We start from the raw sequence: 17,390 nt of genomic DNA on the forward strand, positions 1-17,390 counted from the left end.
CTATGTGCGAATTGCTCGGGATGAGCGCGAATGTGCCAACAGATATTTGCTTTAGTTTTACCGGGCTGGTGCAGCGCGGTGGCGGAACTGGGCCGCATAAAGACGGCTGGGGCATTACCTTTTATGAAGGTAAGGGCTGTCGCACATTTAAAGATCCACAGCCTAGCTTTCAGTCACCGATTGCTAAGCTGGTACAGGACTATCCCATTAAATCATGTTCAGTCATCGCCCATATTCGCCAGGCTAACCGGGGGATCGTCGCGCTGGAAAATACTCATCCGTTTACCCGTGAACTCTGGGGACGTAACTGGACCTACGCGCATAACGGCCAGTTAGAAGGATATGAGTCTCTGGAGACGGGAAATCTGCAGCCAATTGGCGAGACGGACAGCGAGAAAGCCTTCTGCTGGTTACTGCATAGCGTAACTGAACGCTATCCCAATACGCCGGATGATATGGTCGAGGTGTTTAGATTTATCGCTACGCTTGCCGGAACGCTGCGCGAAAAAGGCGTGTTTAACATGCTGCTGTCCGATGGACGCTATGTGATGGCGTTTTGCTCAACCAATTTATACTGGATCACGCGACGCGCGCCGTTTGGTGTAGCAACGTTGCTGGATCAGGATGTGGAAATCGATTTTCAACGCGAGACTACACCGAATGATGTGGTCTCCGTGATCGCCACTCAGCCGTTAACTGGCAACGAAACCTGGAATAAGATCATGCCAGGCGAGTGGGCATTATTTTGCCTCGGGGACCGTGTAGTTTGATGCGAGCTGCGGCTGGACAACTTCGTGGCTGAGCGGCTTGCTTACCACGTAGCGGCCATCGGCCACTGAGACTACCGGCGGCTTGTGCGTCTGCTGGAAGTAATCATAGCCAGGTTTCAGCTGTTTCCAGAAATCGGTGAAATAGGAAAACTTGTGACGGGCCATGTTGGCATCGGTCATGCGGAAAGGATAAATGCTGACCTGGACGCTGGACTGACCGAAGACTAGCGCCCCGGTGACGAACTGGAAAATCTCATCAATACCGGTATCGGTCATGGCATAACAGCCGACTGATACGCACGCGCCGTGAATCATCAGGTATTTACCTTCATAACCATGCGCACGATCGTAGGCGTTCGGGAAGCCGATATTGATTGCTTTATAGAAGCGACTGTCAGGTTTTAGCTGATTGCGGGAAACGTTATAGAAACCTTCCGGGCTCTTAAAATCGCCCTGACGCTGCTTGGGTCCGAGACCACCGGAGTAGTTGCAGATCCGGTAGCTATCGAGAAGCTGATAGGTTTCGCCCATTTTGACGTAAAGATCGAGCATGCGCTCTTCTTTAAAGATCTCAATGTAGACCGGTGAGCCCATTAATTGCTGCTTATATTCTTTGCTCATCGGTGTTGTCGAGCTATTACTGCTGAGTAACCCTGCGAATGACACGCATGGCAACAGAAGCATCGCAATAAATAATGCGATTTTGCGCATACTACTTGTTCCTTGATAAAACAAATAACCACATTGCCAGGACGGCAAGAGAGATCCGAAATCAGAGTTTTCTGGATTTAGAGCGCTCACATTAGCATCACGGCAGTTTTTCGCAAGCACGACGTGCTGCGTTTACGTTTTAGTTTCCTGTTATAGCGAATCTCACGGCAAAGCGCAGTCAGAACTTTGCGTAATAGCTCGCATTTTAGAACGACTTAATGGCGGTTTGTCTACAGGCGCTGCTCACGAAATGTTACACTTGGTCTGCTAAATGATCAGGGTAAGAAAGGATGCTTCTCTCCCATCTTGTGAATCACCAGGACTATGGTGTTCCTTTCTTCCTCTTATTTTTCCATCAATGATGCTGGCCTCGGCCTGATGCCGGGGTTTAAGTAACGGATACCTGCTAACGATATGATTAAAATCACGAAAGGGCTAAATCTGCCCATAGCTGGCATGCCATCACAGCAAATTTCTTCTAAGACTGCGGTCAAACGCGTTGCGCTGTTAGGTGAAGAGTACATCGGTATGCGCCCTTCGATGGCGGTGCGTGAAGGCGACCGGGTGCAAAAAGGCCAACTCCTGTTCGAAGATAAAAAGAACCCTGGCGTGCGTTTTACCGCCCCCGCGAGCGGAATCGTTAGCGCCATTCACCGTGGCGAGCGACGGGTTCTGCAATCGGTTGTTATCGATGTCGAGGGAGAGGAGGCCATTCATTTTTCCCGTTATGAACCCGCTGACTTTGCTGGATTAACGCGTGAGAGCGTGCAGCAACAGCTGCTGGAGTCCGGGCAGTGGACTGCATTTCGTACCCGTCCTTTCAGCAAAATTCCGGCTCCGGGCAGCGTGCCCGCGGCGATTTTTGTAACTGCGATAGACACCAACCCGCTAGCAGCCGAACCTCAGCCCATCATTCTGGCCCAGCGCGACGCTTTTGATGCCGGGCTGACGGTGCTGACGCGTCTGACTGACGGTCAAGTTCATGTGTGTCAGGCCAGCGGCGGCAAGCTTGGTGGGCATCCTGTTGGGCAGGTGACTTTCAACCAGTTCACCGGACCACATCCGGCAGGGCTACCCGGAACGCACATCCATTTTCTGGAGCCGGTTAGCCTGAAAAAGCAGGTCTGGCATCTAAACTACCAGGACGTCATCGCTATCGGTAAATTATTCCTCGAAGGGGAAATATATAGCGAACGCATTATTGCCCTCGGTGGTCCGCAGGTAAAAGAGCCTCGTCTGTTAAAGACTTGCTTAGGTGCCAGCCTTGATGAGCTGCTTGTCGATGAGCTGCTTGATGATGAAAACCGCGTTATTTCGGGTTCAGTTCTCAGCGGAACCCATGCCTATGGACCCCATGCTTTCCTTGGGCGCTTTCATTTGCAGGTCAGCGTGGTGAAAGAGGGGCGTGAAAAAGAACTGTTCGGCTGGGTGATGCCGGGGAAAGATAAATTCTCCATTACCCGCACCACGCTTGGTCATTTCCTCAAGCATAAGCTGTTTAACTTCTCGACGGATACCCACGGCGGCGAGCGGGCTATGGTGCCAATTGGTAACTATGAGCGCGTGATGCCGCTGGATATTTTGCCCACGATGTTGCTGCGAGATTTGCTGGCGGGTGATACCGATAGCGCGCAGGCGCTGGGCTGTCTGGAGCTGGATGAGGAAGACCTGGCACTGTGCACCTACGTATGCCCCGGCAAATATGAATTTGGCCCGGCGTTGCGCAGTGTGTTAACCCAGATTGAGCAGGAAGGATAAGTGATGGGCTTAAAGCAAATTTTTGACAAACTTGAGCCGCACTTTACGCATGGCGGCAAGCTGGAAAAATACTATCCGCTGTTCGAAGCGACGGCGACGCTGTTTTACACTCCGGGGCAGGTGACGCGCGGTGCGGCGCATGTCAGAGACGCCATCGACCTCAAGCGGATGATGATTCTGGTGTGGTTTGCGGTTTTCCCGGCGATGTTCTGGGGAATGTATAACGTTGGTCAGGAAACCATCCCGGCACTGCATAAATTATACGGTGCTGAACAACTGCAGCAGGTTATCGCCGGGAACTGGCACTACAGCATTGCACAATGGCTGGGGGTGAGCTTCACTGCTGATGCCGGTTGGCTCAGCATGATGACGCTGGGGGCGATATTCTTCCTGCCCATCTACATCACCGTGTTTCTTGTCGGCGGATTCTGGGAGGTTCTGTTTGCTATCGTGCGTAAGCACGAAATAAACGAAGGCTTCTTCGTTACCTCAATCCTGTTCGCATTGATAGTGCCGCCTACTCTGCCGCTGTGGCAGGCCGCATTGGGGATCTCATTTGGCGTTGTTATCGCCAAGGAGATTTTTGGCGGCACCGGGCGCAACTTTCTTAACCCGGCGCTGGCTGGGCGTGCGTTTTTATTCTTTGCCTACCCGGCGCAAATTTCTGGCGATCTGGTGTGGACCGCGGCGGATGGTTTTTCCGGCGCAACGCCGCTATCTCAGTGGACGAGCGGTGGTGGTGAATCACTGGTTAACGTTATTACCGGCCAGCCGATCGGTTGGATGGACGCCTTCCTGGGCAATATTCCTGGCTCGATTGGTGAAGTCTCGACGCTGATGATTCTCATCGGCGGTGCAATTATCATCTTCGGTCGCGTGGCCTCCTGGCGCATTGTCGCTGGGGTGCTGATCGGTATGGTTGCCACCGCGACCCTGTTCAATTTCATTGGCTCTGATACCAACCCGATGTTTGCCATGCCGTGGTACTGGCATCTGGTGCTTGGCGGTTTTGCCTTCGGCATGATGTTTATGGCCACGGACCCGGTATCCGCGTCCTTTACGGATAAAGGAAAATGGAGTTATGGCCTGCTTATCGGCGTGATGTGCGTGCTGATTCGCGTGGTCAACCCGGCCTATCCGGAAGGGATGATGCTGGCGATCCTCTTCGCCAACCTCTTCGCTCCGCTGTTTGATTACCTGGTGGTGCGAGCCAATATTAAGCGGAGGAAGTCGCGTGGCTGAGAATAAAAGTAACGATAGCATCGGCAAAACGCTGCTGGTGGTGCTGGTGCTTTGTCTGGTTTGCTCCATCGTGGTCGCCGGTTCTGCCGTGGGGCTGAAGTCGCGCCAGCAGGAGCAGCGCGCGCTGGATAAACAGCGCAATATCCTGGCGGTTGCAGGGCTGATGAAGCAGGGGATGAATGCAGATGAAGTGGCTGGCATTTTTAATGCCCGCATCTCTCCACGATTAGTCGATTTAGCCACTGGTGAACTGCTGGATAAAGATCCGAGCAAGTTTAATCACTCCCAGGCGCTGAAGGATCCGCAGCAGAGCATACAGTTGGAAGCCAGTCAGGACCCGGCCGGAATCAAACGCCGCAGCAATATTGCCGAAATTTATCTGGTGCGCGATGAGAAGCAGCAGGTTCAGGAAGTCGTATTGCCAATTTACGGTAACGGCCTGTGGTCGGTGATGTATGCCTTTGTTGCGCTGGAAACCGATGGCCGTACGGTTAAAGGGATTACTTATTACGATCACGGTGAAACGCCAGGGCTGGGCGGGGAAATAGAAAACCCGAACTGGCGTCAGCAGTTTGTTGGTAAACAGGTACTTGACGACAAAGGCATGCCAGCGCTGAAAATAGTAAAAGGCGGTGCGCGTCCGGGTGACGTTCATGCTGTTGATGGCCTGTCAGGCGCAACGCTGACCGCGAACGGTGTCCAGCATAGCTTTGATTTCTGGATGGGCAAACTGGGCTTTGGTCCATTCCTGAATAAGGTGCGCGAAGGGGAGCTGAATAATGGCTGATTTGGGCGACATGAAAGAAATGAAGCGTGTGCTGGTGGGGCCGCTTATCGCTAATAACCCCATTACTCTGCAGGTTTTGGGCGTGTGTTCTGCACTGGCTGTAACCACCAAGCTGGAAACCGCTTTTGTTATGACCATCGCGGTAACGCTGGTTACGGCATTCTCCAGCATGTTTATCTCTATGATTCGTCACCATATTCCTAACAGCGTGCGCATCATTGTACAGATGGCGATTATCGCCTCACTGGTTATTGTGGTTGACCAGTTGTTACGTGCCTTTGCCTATGAGACCTCGAAACAGCTATCAGTGTTTGTCGGGCTTATCATCACTAACTGTATTGTAATGGGGCGGGCGGAAGCCTATGCCATGAAGTCGCCGCCGCTGGCGAGTTTTATGGACGGTATCGGCAACGGTCTGGGATATGGTGCGATTCTGTTGATTGTCGGCTTCCTGCGCGAACTCATTGGCAGCGGCAAACTGTTTGGCATCACGGTGCTGGAAACGGTGCAGAACGGCGGCTGGTACCAGCCAAATGGTATGTTCCTTTTGGCACCGAGCGCATTCTTCATTATCGGTTTGTTGATTTGGGCCGTGCGCAGTTGGAAGCCTGAACAGCAGGAAAAGGAGTAACCGATTATGGCTCATTACATTAGCCTGTTTGTCCGCGCTGTGTTTGTTGAAAACATGGCGCTGGCCTTCTTTCTGGGGATGTGTACCTTCCTCGCGGTATCGAAAAAAGTCTCGACCTCCTTTGGGCTTGGCGTTGCGGTAACGGTCGTGCTTGGGCTGGCCGTGCCTATCAATAACCTGGTGTATAACCTGGTGTTACGCGACAGCGCATTGGTGGAGGGTGTTGACTTAAGTTTCCTCAACTTCATCACCTTTATCGGGGTTATCGCAGCGCTGGTGCAGATTCTGGAAATGATCCTCGATAAGTACTTTCCGGCGCTCTACAACGCGCTGGGGATATTCTTGCCGCTGATCGCCGTTAACTGCGCGATTTTTGGCGGTGTCTCATTCATGGTGCAGCGTGACTATAACTTCACCGAATCCATCGTGTACGGTTTTGGCTCTGGTATTGGCTGGCTGTTGGCGATTGTGGCGATGGCTGGCATCCGTGAAAAAATGAAATACGCAAACGTGCCCGCAGGCCTGCGCGGGTTAGGGATCACCTTTATTACCACGGGTCTGATGGCGCTGGGCTTTATGTCATTCTCCGGTGTGCAGCTATAAGGGCGGAAAGTATGGAAATTATTCTTGGCGTTGTGATGTTCACGCTGATCGTCCTGGTGCTATCAGGGTTGATACTGGCCGCGCGTTCAAAACTGGTGAATGCTGGTGATGTGGTCATCGAAATTAATAACGAGGCGGACAAACAGATCCGTACTCCGGCGGGTGATAAATTACTCAACACACTCTCCAACAACGGTATTTTCGTTTCATCCGCCTGCGGTGGCGGTGGTTCCTGCGGTCAATGCCGGGTGACGGTGAAAGAGGGCGGCGGCGATATTCTGCCAACCGAACTTTCTCATATCACCAAACGTGAGGCGAAAGAAGGCTGCCGCCTGGCCTGTCAGGTAGCGGTGAAGCAGAACATGAAAATTGAGCTGCCGGAAGAAATCTTCGGAGTTAAGAAGTGGGAATGCGAGGTTATCTCTAATGATAATAAAGCTACTTTTATCAAAGAGCTGAAGCTGCGCGTGCCGGATGGCGACGAGGTTCCATTCCGCGCGGGTGGTTATATTCAGATTGAATGTCCTTCGCACAAGGTCGCTTATGCCGACTTTGATGTACCGGACGAGTATCGCGGCGATTGGGATAAATTTAACCTCTTCCGCTACGTTTCTGACGTAAAAGAGCCGACTTTGCGCGCTTACTCAATGGCTAACTATCCGGAAGAGAAAGGCATTATCATGCTTAACGTGCGTATCGCGACGCCGCCGCCGAAAGTACCTGACGCGCCACCGGGTATCATGTCCTCGTATATTTGGTCGCTGAAAGCGGGCGATAAGGTGACGATTTCCGGGCCGTTTGGTGAATTCTTTGCCAAAGAGACGGACGCGGAAATGGTCTTCATCGGCGGCGGTGCTGGAATGGCGCCGATGCGTTCGCATATTTTCGATCAGCTTAAGCGTCTGCACAGCACGCGTAAAATTAGCTTCTGGTACGGTGCGCGTTCTCTGCGTGAAATGTTCTATGACGATGAATTCGAACAGTTGGCGCGTGAAAATCCGAATTTCACCTTCCATGTGGCGCTGTCCGATCCGTTACCGGAAGATAACTGGACCGGCCATACTGGCTTTATTCACAACGTCCTGTATGAAAACTATCTGCGCGATCATCCGGCACCGGAAGACTGTGAATTTTATATGTGTGGCCCGCCGGTCATGAACGCTGCGGTGATTAAAATGCTCAAAGATCTCGGCGTTGAAGATGAAAACATCATGCTGGATGACTTTGGAGGCTGATGATGTTGACGGTATTTGTGGCGACCTTTGTTATTTTCGCGCTGGTTATTCTGGGGATGTCGCTGGGATACCTGATCAAGCGTAAAAGTATTCAGGGCAGCTGTGGCGGGATCTCCTCGCTGGGGATAGAGAAAGTCTGTGACTGCCCTGAGCCTTGCGATGCGCGTAAACGGCGAATAGCGCGTGAAGAACAACGCCAGCAGAACCGAATTCTGTAATTTCTTCAGTTTCCACCCGGCCGAGCGTAGCGACGCCGGGTTATTCCTCATCACGATGTTCATCGCCGCTTACAACACATCTCTTCTCAACATCTCGATTTTTGCTGTATACTTGTCCAGTGGTCAGTGAGGGCTAACTATGCGCAAAATCATCCATGTTGATATGGACTGTTTCTTCGCGGCGGTGGAGATGCGTGATAATCCGGCGCTACGCGATATTCCTATCGCCATTGGCGGTAGTCGGGTACAGCGCGGTGTTATCAGCACTGCTAACTATCCAGCACGCAAATTTGGCGTGCGTAGCGCCATGCCGACGGCCACTGCTCTCAAACTTTGCCCGCATCTGACCCTGCTACCCGGTCGTTTCGATGCTTACAAAGAAGCCTCAAATCATATCCGGGAAATTTTTTCCCGCTACACTTCGTTAATCGAACCGTTATCGCTGGACGAGGCCTATCTTGACGTTAGCGATAGCGTTCTTTGCCAGGGTTCAGCGACGCTGATGGCGCAGGAGATCCGTGAAACCATTCATCGTGAACTAAATCTGACCGCCTCCGCCGGAATTGCGCCGGTAAAGTTCCTCGCTAAAATCGCCTCGGATCTTAACAAACCCAACGGCCAGTTTGTCATTGCGCCGCATCAGGTGGCGGAGTTTGTCAAAACGTTGCCGCTGTCGAAAATCCCTGGCGTCGGCAAAGTTTCTGCCGCGAAGCTGGAAAGCATGGGGCTGCGAACTTGTGAAGATGTGCAAAACAGCGATCTGGCGATGTTGCTTAAGCGCTTTGGTAAATTTGGCCGGATATTATGGGAGCGCAGTCAGGGGATCGATGAGCGAGAGATCAACAATGAGCGGCAGCGTAAATCAGTTGGTGTCGAGCGCACTCTGGTGGAGGATATCCACGAGTGGGCGGAGTGTGAGTCGATTATTGAAAATCTCTACCCTGAGCTGGAACGACGTCTGGCGAAGGTAAAGCCAGATTTGCTGATTGCCCGCCAGGGCGTCAAACTGAAGTTTAATGATTTCCAGCTCACCACGCAGGAACATATCTGGCCCCGGTTGAATAAAGATGACTTGATCAGCACTGCTCACAAAGCCTGGCAAGAGCGACGAGGTGGCCGGGGAGTGAGGCTGGTGGGGCTGCATGTGACGCTTCTTGACCCACAGCTTGAGAGACAATTAGTTCTGGGATTATAACGATGCTGAAAATAAGACCTTACGAGGCGCATGATTTTTCCGCGCTATGCGCCATCTTTTTACGGGCCGTTAAAGAGACCGCCAGCGCTGATTATTCCTCACAGCAAATTGCCGCCTGGGCGCAGGTTGATGAAGTTCGCTGGCGACAGAAAATAACCACCTCTCAGGTGCTGGTGGCGGTAAAAAATGAATCGCCCGTTGGGTTTATTACTGCCGTTGATGACTATATCGATTTACTGTTTGTCTCGCCTGACTATAGCCGCCAGGGAATTGCCAGCACGCTGCTCAATGCATTGTTTATACAGTTTCCTGAACGCATTTGGACAGTGGAAGCCAGTATTACGGCAAAACCCTGCTTTGAACGTCATGGTTTCAGCGTTGTAGCGAAACAGGTGGTAGAAGCACGCGGTGAATGTTTTCTTAATTATCTGATGCGGCGACAAATCGTCTTGCAATAAAAATTGTGCCTGATTACTATACGTGCGCTTTCACCTAATTTATTAACTGCAAAGGAGGTTCACCATGAAAATACATTCTCAGAACGCACTTTGCAGACCTTCCCAGGAATAACTCTCTTTTTTTGCCCTGGTAACGTCTGCCACATCCTTTATTTATTTTTATACCCAAATAATTCGAGTTACACGTAACTAACGTGCATGTAGCCTGGAGTATGACGGTTATATATGGATTGGTATATGGGCAATAATGTTCATTATACGTCTGACAATATTTCTTATATTACGTCAGACGATCTGTGGATCGAAGGTTTAGCGATCCAACAATTACACACGACGGCAAATTTACCCCACATGCATCGCGTGGTGGGAATGCCTGACTTACATCCTGGTCGCGGTTATCCGATTGGCGCGGCCTTTTTCTCTCTCGGTCATTTCTACCCGGCTCTGGTGGGGAACGATATCGGCTGCGGTATGGCGCTGTGGCAAACCGATATTCTTGGGCGGAAATATAACGCGGATAAGTTTGAGAAAAAACTGGCCGCTATGGATGACGTTGCTGAAGAGCTCTGGCTGGATGAACACCTGCCGGAAAATCTAATCGCACACCCCTGGCGCAGCGCGCTGGGCTCCATTGGCGGCGGCAACCACTTCGCCGAACTACAACAGGTGGATCAGGTTGTCGATAGCGAGCGCTTCCAGCGGGTCGGTCTTGATGCTCAGCATCTGCTGCTGTTGGCGCATAGCGGCTCTCGCGGACTGGGGCAATCTATTCTGCAACGCCATATCACGTCTTTTTCGCACGATGGTTTACCCGAAGGGAGCGTGGCGGCGGCGGATTATCTGGCGGAGCATAACGATGCCCTGGCTTTTGCTCGAGTCAATCGCGAACTGATTGCTACCCGTATTTTGCAGCAGGTTCGCGCGACCGGGCAGCGCGTGCTGGATGTTGCGCATAACTTTGTCGAGCCGTGTTCTGTTAGCGGACAACAAGGCTGGCTACATCGCAAAGGGGCGACGCCGGACGGTAGTGGTCTGGTGATTATTCCGGGTTCACGCGGCGACTACAGCTGGCTGGTTCAGCCGGTTATCAGTGAGGAAACGCTGCATTCGCTGGCCCATGGCGCGGGGCGTAAATGGATGCGCACCGAATGCAAAGGGCGGCTATCCGCTAAATACAGCACGGTGCAGATGGCACGCACCGAACTGGGAAGCCGAGTGATTTGCCGCGATCGACAGCTGATCTACGAAGAAGCGCCGCAGGCATATAAATCAGTAGAAAGCGTACTGGAGTGCCTGGTGCAGGCTGGGCTGGTTGAGCCGGTCGCTCGTTTGCGTCCTCTGCTGACGCTGAAAACCAGTGGAGGGAAAGGCGCATGATTTTATTGCAACTCTCTTCCGCCCAGGGGCCAGATGAATGTTGTCTGGCCGTAAAAATGTCGTTGGATCGGCTAATGCAGGAAGCAACTGAGCAGCGGGTTTCTCTGACGCTGCTGGAAAGCGAGCCGGGTCGGCATTCCGGTACGCTGCGTTCGGCTCTGCTTTCGCTGGATGGCGACGCCGCGTTTGCCTTAAGTGAAAGCTGGTGCGGCACCCTACAGTGGATTTTCCCCAGTCCGTTTCGGCCCAATCACGGGCGTAAAAACTGGTATGTTGGCGTAGGACGTTTTTCCAGTAACGAGCAGGAGCGGTCCGGAGAGATTCGCTTTGAAACGCTACGTTCTTCCGGCCCCGGTGGGCAGCATGTGAATAAGACCGACTCCGCAGTGCGCGCCACGCATCTGGCGAGCGGGATCAGCGTGAAGGTGCAGTCGGAACGGAGTCAACATGCCAATAAACGGCTGGCGCGATTGTTAATTGCCTGGAAGCTGGAACAGCAGCGGCAGGATGATAGCGCAGCGTTGAAATCTGAACGGCGAATGTTTCATCATCAGATTGAGCGCGGCAATCCAGTGCGGACGTTTAGCGGGCGGTAATTAGCTAGTCAGTATGAACAAAAAGGTCCACACCCTGCGGTGTGGACCTTTTTTTGACTTATTTCGCTGGAATGGCTTTCAGCAGTTCAGTCAGCAGCGTCCAGTACTGGCCAACGCTTTCGATATGAACCTGCTCATCCGGAGAGTGCGGACCGGTAATGGTCGGCCCGATAGAAACCATGTCCATTTCCGGATACGGTTTTTTGAACAGACCGCATTCCAGACCCGCGTGGATAATCTGGATGTTCGGCGTCTTGTTGAACAGACGCTGATAGGTCTCGCGCACCAGATGCATCACCGGAGAGTTGGCGTCCGGCTGCCAGCCAGGGTATGCGCCTTTGGCTTCGGTTTTTGCACCCGCCAGCTTGCCCAGAGAGTCCAGCATGCTCACGACGTAGTCTTTACCGCTGTCGATCAGCGAGCGAATCAGGCAGTGAATCTGCACGTTGTCGTCGGTCATGGTGACAACGCCGACGTTCAGGGAGGTTTCCACCACGCCTTTCGCCACGTCAGAATTGCGGATGACGCCGTTCGGCGTAGCGTTCAGCAGGCGCACAAAGCTATCGCGGGATTGTGCAGTCAGCGCCGCCTGGTCGTTGCTGACCGATTCCAGCAGGATAACCAGATTTTTTTCTTTGGCTGCCAGCTCGTTTTGCAGGATTTCCTGGTATGCGTTGACCAGCGCCTTCAGTGTATCTGTTTTATCTGCCGCGACGGCCACGGTGGCAAAAGCTTCACGCGGGATGGCGTTACGCAGGGTGCCGCCGTTGAAATCGACCAGACGCAGATCCAGCTCTTCTGCATGGCCCGCCAGGAAGCGCGCCAGCAGTTTGTTGGCATTACCCAAACCAACGTGGATTTCGCCGCCTGAGTGACCGCCTTTCAATCCTTTTAACGTCAATTTAAAGCTCTGGAAACCAGCCGGCACGGCTTCGCGGGTCAGCGGCAGGTTAGAGGTGAAATCGATCCCCCCCGCACAGCCCATGTAGATTTCACCCTCTTCTTCAGAGTCAGTGTTAATCAGGATATCCGCTTGCAGCCAGTTGGCCTGCAGACCAAATGCGCCGTCCATACCGGCTTCTTCAGTCATGGTCAGCAGCACTTCCAGCGGACCGTGGACCACGTTGTCGTCAGCCAGTACCGCCAGTGCGGAGGCCATGCCGATACCGTTATCAGCGCCCAGCGTTGTACCGCGCGCTTTGATCCACTCGCCGTCGATATAGGGCTGAATGGGGTCTTTAGTGAAGTCGTGGACGGTATCGTTATTCTTCTGCGGCACCATATCAAGGTGTGCCTGTAGAACAACAGGCTTGCGATTTTCCATACCGGCGGTAGCGTTTTTACGAATCAGAATGTTGCCAACCTGGTCGCGTTCTGCGTGTAAGCCTTTTTCTTTTGCCCAGCCCATAATGTGCTCAGCGAGCTGTTCTTCGTGATAGGACGGATGGGGAATTGAGCAGATTTTGGCAAAAATATCCCACAGCGGTTGCGGGGATAACTGAGACAGTTCAGACACGATGAGTCTCCTTACGAGCGCCTGCAAAAGTCGTTTACAGGTCGGGGGTTAGCAATCAAGTACACTACAAGCCAAGGCTTGCGCGATGGGGTTGAGAATACCACTTTCCGCGTACTCCGGTAGTGTAAACCACGCAAAAAGAGTCGCGATGGCTGCTTAACGCTGGTTTTTAACGCCCCAGATCTCTATAATCTCGCGCAACCATTTTTCCCCTCGAACACAATTTAAGCCGTATTACATAGGCTGGGACACTTCACATGAGCGAAAAGTACGTCGTCACCTGGGACATGTTGCAGATTCACGCCCGCAAACTGGCTACTCGTCTGCTGCCGGTTGAACAATGGAAAGGCATTATTGCCGTTAGCCGTGGCGGTCTGGTACCGGGAGCTTTACTGGCGCGTGAACTGGGTATTCGTCATGTTGATACCGTTTGCATCTCCAGCTATGACCACGATAACCAGCGCGAACTGACCGTACTGAAACGTGCTGAAGGCGATGGCGAAGGCTTCATTGTCATCGACGATCTGGTCGATACCGGCGGTACCGCGGTAGCTATTCGTGAGATGTATCCAAAAGCGCATTTTGTCACTATCTTCGCTAAACCGGCAGGACGTCCGCTGGTTGATGATTATGTAGTTGATATTCCGCAAGAAACCTGGATTGAACAACCGTGGGATATGGGCGTGGTGTTCGTACCGCCTATCGCAGGTCGTTAATTTTCAGCGTAAATGCTAATTACCACGCCCGGTTTTGCCGGGCGTGGTTTTTTTTACCCTTGTGCAGGTTACAATAGTCTCAGTGGCAACATGATGGAGGCTGCACATGTCCCAGGCTAACCTTAGCGAAACGCTGTTTAAACCCCGATTCAAACATCCGGAAACCTCAACGCTGGTGCGTCGGTTTTCCACTGGATCGCAACAACAGATTCAGACCGCGCTGAGCGGCAATAATGTTGATCACTGGTATCGACTCATTAACCGCTTGATGTGGATTTGGCGTGGCGTGACGCCGCAGGAGATCCTCGACGTGCAGGCGCGCATCGTCATGAGCGATGCAGAACGCACTGACCCGGAGCTTTACGATACGGTGGTCGGCTATCGCGGCGGTAACTGGATCTTTGAGTGGGCCAAACAGGCGATGGATTGGCAGCAAAAGGCTGGTCAGGAAGAGGATCTTCTGGTTAGCGGCCGTCACTGGCTCCATGCGGCAAACCTGTACAGCATTGCCGCTTATCCGCACATTAAGGGCGATGAGCTGGCTGAGCAGGCGCAGGTCCTGGCGTATCGTGCTTATGAAGAAGCGGCCCAGCGGCTGCCGGGTAAGCTGCGCGAACTGGAGTTCTCCATCCCCGGTGGAACGCCGATAACCGGTTTCTTGCATATGCCGCCAGGCGATGGTCCCTTCCCTACGGTGCTGATGTGCGGCGGATTAGACGCGCTACAGACCGATTATTACAACCTGTATGAGAACTATTTTGCGCCATTGGGTATCGCCATGTTGACCGTGGATATGCCTTCTATTGGTTTCTCATCAAAATGTAAGCTGACCCAGGACACTAGTTTGCTACACCAGTATGTATTGCAGCATCTGTCTAATGTCCCTTGGGTCGATCATACCCGCGTGGCCGCATTTGGTTTTCGTTTCGGCGCCAATATTGCGGTGCGGCTGGGCTATCTTGAGTCGCAACGCCTGAAAGCTGTAGCCTGCCTTGGGCCGGTGGTGCATGGTCTGCTGGTTGATCCTCTTCATCAGGGGCGGGTACCGGAAATGTATCTTGACGTTCTGGCTTCGCGTCTGGGGATGCATGATGCTTCCGATGAGGCGCTGCGCGTTGAGCTGAGCCGCTATTCGTTAAAAGTTCAGGGATTGCTGGGCCGCCGCAGCCCAACGCCAATGCTCTCGGGTTACTGGAAGGACGATCCGTTCAGCCCGGAAGAGGAGTCACGTTTGATTACCTCATCATCAGCCGATGGCAAGCTGATGGAAATTCCTTTCAACCCGGTTTATCGTAACTTCGATCACGCCTTGCGGCAGATCGCCCGCTGGATTAGCCATAGATTTAGTTAATATATTGCTAAATTCTATTGATTTGGTAACGTCATTGCATCACTAAAGGAGATCGCAATGACGTTACCGAGTGGACACCTAAAGAGTAAGCTGATTAAGAAATTCACGGCTCTTGGACCTTACATCCGTGAGGAGCAGTGTGAAGACAACCGCTTCTTTTTCGATTGCCTGGCAGTTTGCGTCAACGTTAAACCGGCGCCGGAAAAACGCGAGTTCTGGGGATGGTGGATGGAAATGGACGCAGAGAAATCACGCTTCGTCTACAGCTATCAGTTTGGTTTATTTGATAAAGAAGGGGTCTGGCGCGCAGTTGCTATTGACGATCCTGAAGTCACTGAAAAGCTCGAAAAGACGCTACGCGGCTTTCACGAACGAGCCGAGGCGCTACTGGCGACGTTCAGCCTGAAGCTGGAACCTGCCGATGATTTCAGCGAGCCGGTGAAACTGCGAGCTTAATCAGACTATTAATCTCATCTTCAGAAAAAATCCACGCCCTGCAGCGTGGATTTTTAAATTTGCTCTATAGTTACAACATACTTTAGGCTCAATTGCATTGTTGCGAATTAAATCAGCTAAACCCCAATGCACATGTATTTGATTTCTAAATAATCCTCTATACCGTACTTCGAGCCTTCGCGGCCCAGCCCGGAAGATTTCACGCCGCCGAAAGGAGCGACTTCGGTAGAGATAATTCCGGTGTTGATGCCGATGATGCCGTACTCCAGCGCTTCGCCGACGCGGAATACGCGGCTTAAGTCGCGAGCGTAGAAATAGGCTGCCAGGCCAAACTCGGTGTCGTTGGCCTGCTTTATCGCGTCGGCTTCATCTTTAAAGCGAAATAGTGGGGCTAGCGGGCCGAAGGTCTCTTCTTTGGCGACTTTAGCATCGCCGGGCACGTCTACCAGAATCGTCGGCTGGAAGAAATTCCCACCCAGCTCGTGGGCTTTCCCGCCGGTCACCACCCGCGCGCCTTTGTCTAACGCATCGGTAATATGCTCCTGCACTTTGGCAATGGCCTTCTCGTCAATCAATGGCCCGATGGTGATATTCGGCTGCAGGCCGTCGCCGATTTGCAGTTTACTTACCGCTTGCTGGAGTTTTTCGGCAAAGCGGTCATAGACGCCGTCCTGGACATACAGGCGATTGGCGCAGACGCAGGTTTGCCCGGCGTTGCGAAACTTAGAGGCCATCGCGCCTTCGACGGCTTTATCTAAATCGGCGTCATCAAAGACGATGAACGGCGCGTTGCCGCCCAGTTCCAGTGAGACCTTTTTGATGTCCTTCGCGCACTGTTCCATCAGCTGGCGGCCAATCTCCGTCGAGCCGGTAAAGGAGAGTTTACGCACCAGCGGGTTGCTGGTGAGCTCATTGCCAACTGCGCTGGCGGAACCCGTAACGACGTTAAATACCCCTTCGGGGATCCCGGCGCGGTTCGCCAGCTCAGCCAGCGCCAGCGCGGAAAACGGCGTCTGGCTGGCGGGCTTGAGCACCATAGTGCAGCCTGCGGCCAGCGCCGGACCCGCCTTACGGGTGATCATCGCCGAGGGAAAATTCCACGGGGTGATGGCGGCGGTTACGCCAATCGGCTGCTTAATCACCAGCAGTCGCTTGTCGGCCTGATGACCCGGGATCGTGTCGCCATAGATGCGCTTACCTTCTTCGGCAAACCACTCAATAAAAGAGGCGGCGTAGCTGATTTCGCCCTTGGCTTCCGCCAGCGGTTTACCCTGCTCCAAAGTCATCAGGCGCGCTAAATCGTCCTGATGCTCCATCATTAAATCGAACCAGCGGCGCAGAATATTGGCCCGCTCTTTGGCGGTGAGGGCGCGCCAGGCGGGCAGGGCGAGGTTGGCGGCGTCGATGGCCTCGCGGGTTTCCTCGGCGCCCATTTTGGGTACGCTGCCCAGTTGCTGGCCGTTGGCGGGGTTGGTCACCGCGATGGTTTCTCCACTGGAGGCATCGCGCCAGCGTCCGTTGATTAATGCCTGTTGGCGAAAAAGGGTGGGGTCGTTAAGTTGCATGGTTGCGTCCTGTCTTATCGGTAAAAGCTGTGAATGCGTCCGGTCTGCGGCGTCAAACACCTATCCTTGTTTAGTGTAGACGAACATGCTCAAGGGACCGGGTACAGCTCTGGCTGATGTGACAGTAACTAGCTTAAATTTGTGGTTGTTTGGGCTGATGGGACGTTAAAGCAGAGGATTAACATACCGGAGCGGTTAAGCGCCG

Annotated in this window: 18 protein-coding genes; 15 read left to right on the forward strand and 3 right to left on the reverse strand. The window is 53.0% G+C overall.

The window, feature by feature from the left end:
• Positions 1 to 2 precede the first annotated feature (2 nt).
• A complete protein-coding gene (locus HV127_RS13005) occupies positions 3 to 770 on the forward strand; it encodes a class II glutamine amidotransferase (protein WP_182236502.1) in 768 nt (255 codons plus the stop codon).
• Here the strand turns inward: HV127_RS13005 and dpaA are convergent.
• On the reverse strand, positions 741 to 1,481 hold the full coding sequence (dpaA, locus tag HV127_RS13010; RefSeq protein ID WP_112214007.1) for a peptidoglycan meso-diaminopimelic acid protein amidase: 741 nt from the start codon (positions 1,479 to 1,481) through the stop codon (positions 741 to 743). The genes HV127_RS13005 and dpaA overlap by 30 nt on opposite strands.
• A 414-nt stretch (positions 1,482 to 1,895) precedes the next feature.
• Between dpaA and HV127_RS13015 the strand changes: the two genes are divergently transcribed.
• From HV127_RS13015 to prfH, 11 genes are all read left to right on the forward strand, one after another.
• Entirely contained in the window at positions 1,896 to 3,239 is a 1,344-nt protein-coding gene (locus tag HV127_RS13015) for a Na(+)-translocating NADH-quinone reductase subunit A (RefSeq protein ID WP_182236504.1), read from the forward strand.
• 3 nt (positions 3,240 to 3,242) lie between these two features.
• The gene (locus HV127_RS13020) at positions 3,243 to 4,481 is read left to right on the forward strand and encodes an NADH:ubiquinone reductase (Na(+)-transporting) subunit B (RefSeq protein WP_182236506.1); all 1,239 of its coding nucleotides are present in this window, start codon (positions 3,243 to 3,245) and stop codon (positions 4,479 to 4,481) included.
• Positions 4,474 to 5,268, forward strand: coding sequence for a Na(+)-translocating NADH-quinone reductase subunit C (locus HV127_RS13025; RefSeq protein WP_182236508.1), 795 nt, complete (start codon positions 4,474 to 4,476; stop codon positions 5,266 to 5,268). Before HV127_RS13020 ends, HV127_RS13025 begins: the two co-directional genes overlap by 8 nt.
• Positions 5,261 to 5,899, forward strand: a complete 639-nt coding sequence (locus tag HV127_RS13030) for an NADH:ubiquinone reductase (Na(+)-transporting) subunit D (RefSeq protein WP_110273895.1) — start codon at positions 5,261 to 5,263, stop codon at positions 5,897 to 5,899. The genes HV127_RS13025 and HV127_RS13030 overlap by 8 nt, the downstream gene beginning before the upstream one ends.
• Before the next feature lie 6 nt (positions 5,900 to 5,905).
• The gene (gene nqrE, locus HV127_RS13035; protein WP_110273894.1) at positions 5,906 to 6,502 is read left to right on the forward strand and encodes an NADH:ubiquinone reductase (Na(+)-transporting) subunit E; all 597 of its coding nucleotides are present in this window, start codon (positions 5,906 to 5,908) and stop codon (positions 6,500 to 6,502) included.
• Between the two features lie 11 nt (positions 6,503 to 6,513).
• Positions 6,514 to 7,737 (forward strand): NADH:ubiquinone reductase (Na(+)-transporting) subunit F, encoded by a 1,224-nt coding sequence (gene nqrF / locus HV127_RS13040; RefSeq protein WP_182236510.1) that lies wholly within the window; start codon positions 6,514 to 6,516, stop codon positions 7,735 to 7,737.
• Between the two features lie 2 nt (positions 7,738 to 7,739).
• A complete protein-coding gene (nqrM, locus tag HV127_RS13045) occupies positions 7,740 to 7,955 on the forward strand; it encodes a (Na+)-NQR maturation NqrM (RefSeq protein ID WP_167492892.1) in 216 nt (71 codons plus the stop codon).
• A gap of 139 nt (positions 7,956 to 8,094) precedes the next feature.
• On the forward strand, positions 8,095 to 9,150 hold the full coding sequence (dinB, locus tag HV127_RS13050; protein ID WP_182236519.1) for a DNA polymerase IV: 1,056 nt from the start codon (positions 8,095 to 8,097) through the stop codon (positions 9,148 to 9,150).
• 2 nt (positions 9,151 to 9,152) lie between these two features.
• A complete protein-coding gene (locus HV127_RS13055) occupies positions 9,153 to 9,608 on the forward strand; it encodes a GNAT family N-acetyltransferase (RefSeq protein ID WP_182236521.1) in 456 nt (151 codons plus the stop codon).
• A gap of 237 nt (positions 9,609 to 9,845) precedes the next feature.
• Positions 9,846 to 10,985 carry an RNA ligase RtcB family protein gene (locus HV127_RS13060; RefSeq protein WP_182236523.1) on the forward strand — a complete coding sequence of 380 codons (1,140 nt, stop codon included), beginning with the start codon at positions 9,846 to 9,848 and terminating at the stop codon, positions 10,983 to 10,985.
• A complete protein-coding gene (gene prfH / locus HV127_RS13065; RefSeq protein ID WP_182236525.1) occupies positions 10,982 to 11,581 on the forward strand; it encodes a peptide chain release factor H in 600 nt (199 codons plus the stop codon). The genes HV127_RS13060 and prfH overlap by 4 nt, the downstream gene beginning before the upstream one ends.
• Positions 11,582 to 11,639: 58 nt before the next feature.
• Here the strand turns inward: prfH and pepD are convergent, their stop codons facing one another.
• On the reverse strand, positions 11,640 to 13,097 hold the full coding sequence (gene pepD, locus HV127_RS13070; protein ID WP_182236527.1) for a cytosol nonspecific dipeptidase: 1,458 nt from the start codon (positions 13,095 to 13,097) through the stop codon (positions 11,640 to 11,642).
• Positions 13,098 to 13,354: 257 nt separating this feature from the next.
• On the opposite strand from pepD, the gene gpt reads away from it, so the two are divergent.
• From gpt to crl, 3 genes are all read left to right on the forward strand, one after another.
• Positions 13,355 to 13,813, forward strand: coding sequence for a xanthine phosphoribosyltransferase (gene gpt / locus HV127_RS13075; protein WP_110273886.1), 459 nt, complete (start codon positions 13,355 to 13,357; stop codon positions 13,811 to 13,813).
• A 106-nt stretch (positions 13,814 to 13,919) separates the two neighbouring features.
• Entirely contained in the window at positions 13,920 to 15,164 is a 1,245-nt protein-coding gene (frsA, locus tag HV127_RS13080) for an esterase FrsA (protein WP_182236529.1), read from the forward strand.
• A gap of 57 nt (positions 15,165 to 15,221) precedes the next feature.
• Entirely contained in the window at positions 15,222 to 15,620 is a 399-nt protein-coding gene (crl, locus tag HV127_RS13085) for a sigma factor-binding protein Crl (protein WP_181483450.1), read from the forward strand.
• A 116-nt stretch (positions 15,621 to 15,736) separates the two neighbouring features.
• Here crl and gabD read toward each other — a convergent pair whose 3' ends face one another.
• Positions 15,737 to 17,185: an NADP-dependent succinate-semialdehyde dehydrogenase gene (gabD, locus tag HV127_RS13090; RefSeq protein WP_182236531.1), complete on the reverse strand. Its 1,449-nt coding sequence runs from the start codon at positions 17,183 to 17,185 to the stop codon at positions 15,737 to 15,739.
• Positions 17,186 to 17,390 lie beyond the last annotated feature (205 nt).

Source organism: Klebsiella sp. RHBSTW-00215 (genome assembly GCF_014103785.1).
GTDB lineage: Bacteria > Pseudomonadota > Gammaproteobacteria > Enterobacterales > Enterobacteriaceae > Klebsiella.

Bases quoted from the DNA above. Each gene is read 5' to 3' on its own strand.
- HV127_RS13005 (WP_182236502.1), top strand. From the start codon at position 3: ATGTGCGAATTGCTCGGGATGAGCGCGAATGTGCCAACAGATATTTGC.
- dpaA (WP_112214007.1), bottom strand. From the start codon at position 1,481: ATGCGCAAAATCGCATTATTTATTGCGATGCTTCTGTTGCCATGCGTG.
- HV127_RS13015 (WP_182236504.1), top strand. From the start codon at position 1,896: ATGATTAAAATCACGAAAGGGCTAAATCTGCCCATAGCTGGCATGCCA.
- HV127_RS13020 (WP_182236506.1), top strand. From the start codon at position 3,243: ATGGGCTTAAAGCAAATTTTTGACAAACTTGAGCCGCACTTTACGCAT.
- HV127_RS13030 (WP_110273895.1), top strand. From the start codon at position 5,261: ATGGCTGATTTGGGCGACATGAAAGAAATGAAGCGTGTGCTGGTGGGG.
- nqrE (WP_110273894.1), top strand. From the start codon at position 5,906: ATGGCTCATTACATTAGCCTGTTTGTCCGCGCTGTGTTTGTTGAAAAC.
- nqrF (WP_182236510.1), top strand. From the start codon at position 6,514: ATGGAAATTATTCTTGGCGTTGTGATGTTCACGCTGATCGTCCTGGTG.
- nqrM (WP_167492892.1), top strand. From the start codon at position 7,740: ATGTTGACGGTATTTGTGGCGACCTTTGTTATTTTCGCGCTGGTTATT.
- dinB (WP_182236519.1), top strand. From the start codon at position 8,095: ATGCGCAAAATCATCCATGTTGATATGGACTGTTTCTTCGCGGCGGTG.
- HV127_RS13055 (WP_182236521.1), top strand. From the start codon at position 9,153: ATGCTGAAAATAAGACCTTACGAGGCGCATGATTTTTCCGCGCTATGC.
- HV127_RS13060 (WP_182236523.1), top strand. From the start codon at position 9,846: ATGGGCAATAATGTTCATTATACGTCTGACAATATTTCTTATATTACG.
- prfH (WP_182236525.1), top strand. From the start codon at position 10,982: ATGATTTTATTGCAACTCTCTTCCGCCCAGGGGCCAGATGAATGTTGT.
- gpt (WP_110273886.1), top strand. From the start codon at position 13,355: ATGAGCGAAAAGTACGTCGTCACCTGGGACATGTTGCAGATTCACGCC.
- frsA (WP_182236529.1), top strand. From the start codon at position 13,920: ATGTCCCAGGCTAACCTTAGCGAAACGCTGTTTAAACCCCGATTCAAA.
- crl (WP_181483450.1), top strand. From the start codon at position 15,222: ATGACGTTACCGAGTGGACACCTAAAGAGTAAGCTGATTAAGAAATTC.
- gabD (WP_182236531.1), bottom strand. From the start codon at position 17,185: ATGCAACTTAACGACCCCACCCTTTTTCGCCAACAGGCATTAATCAAC.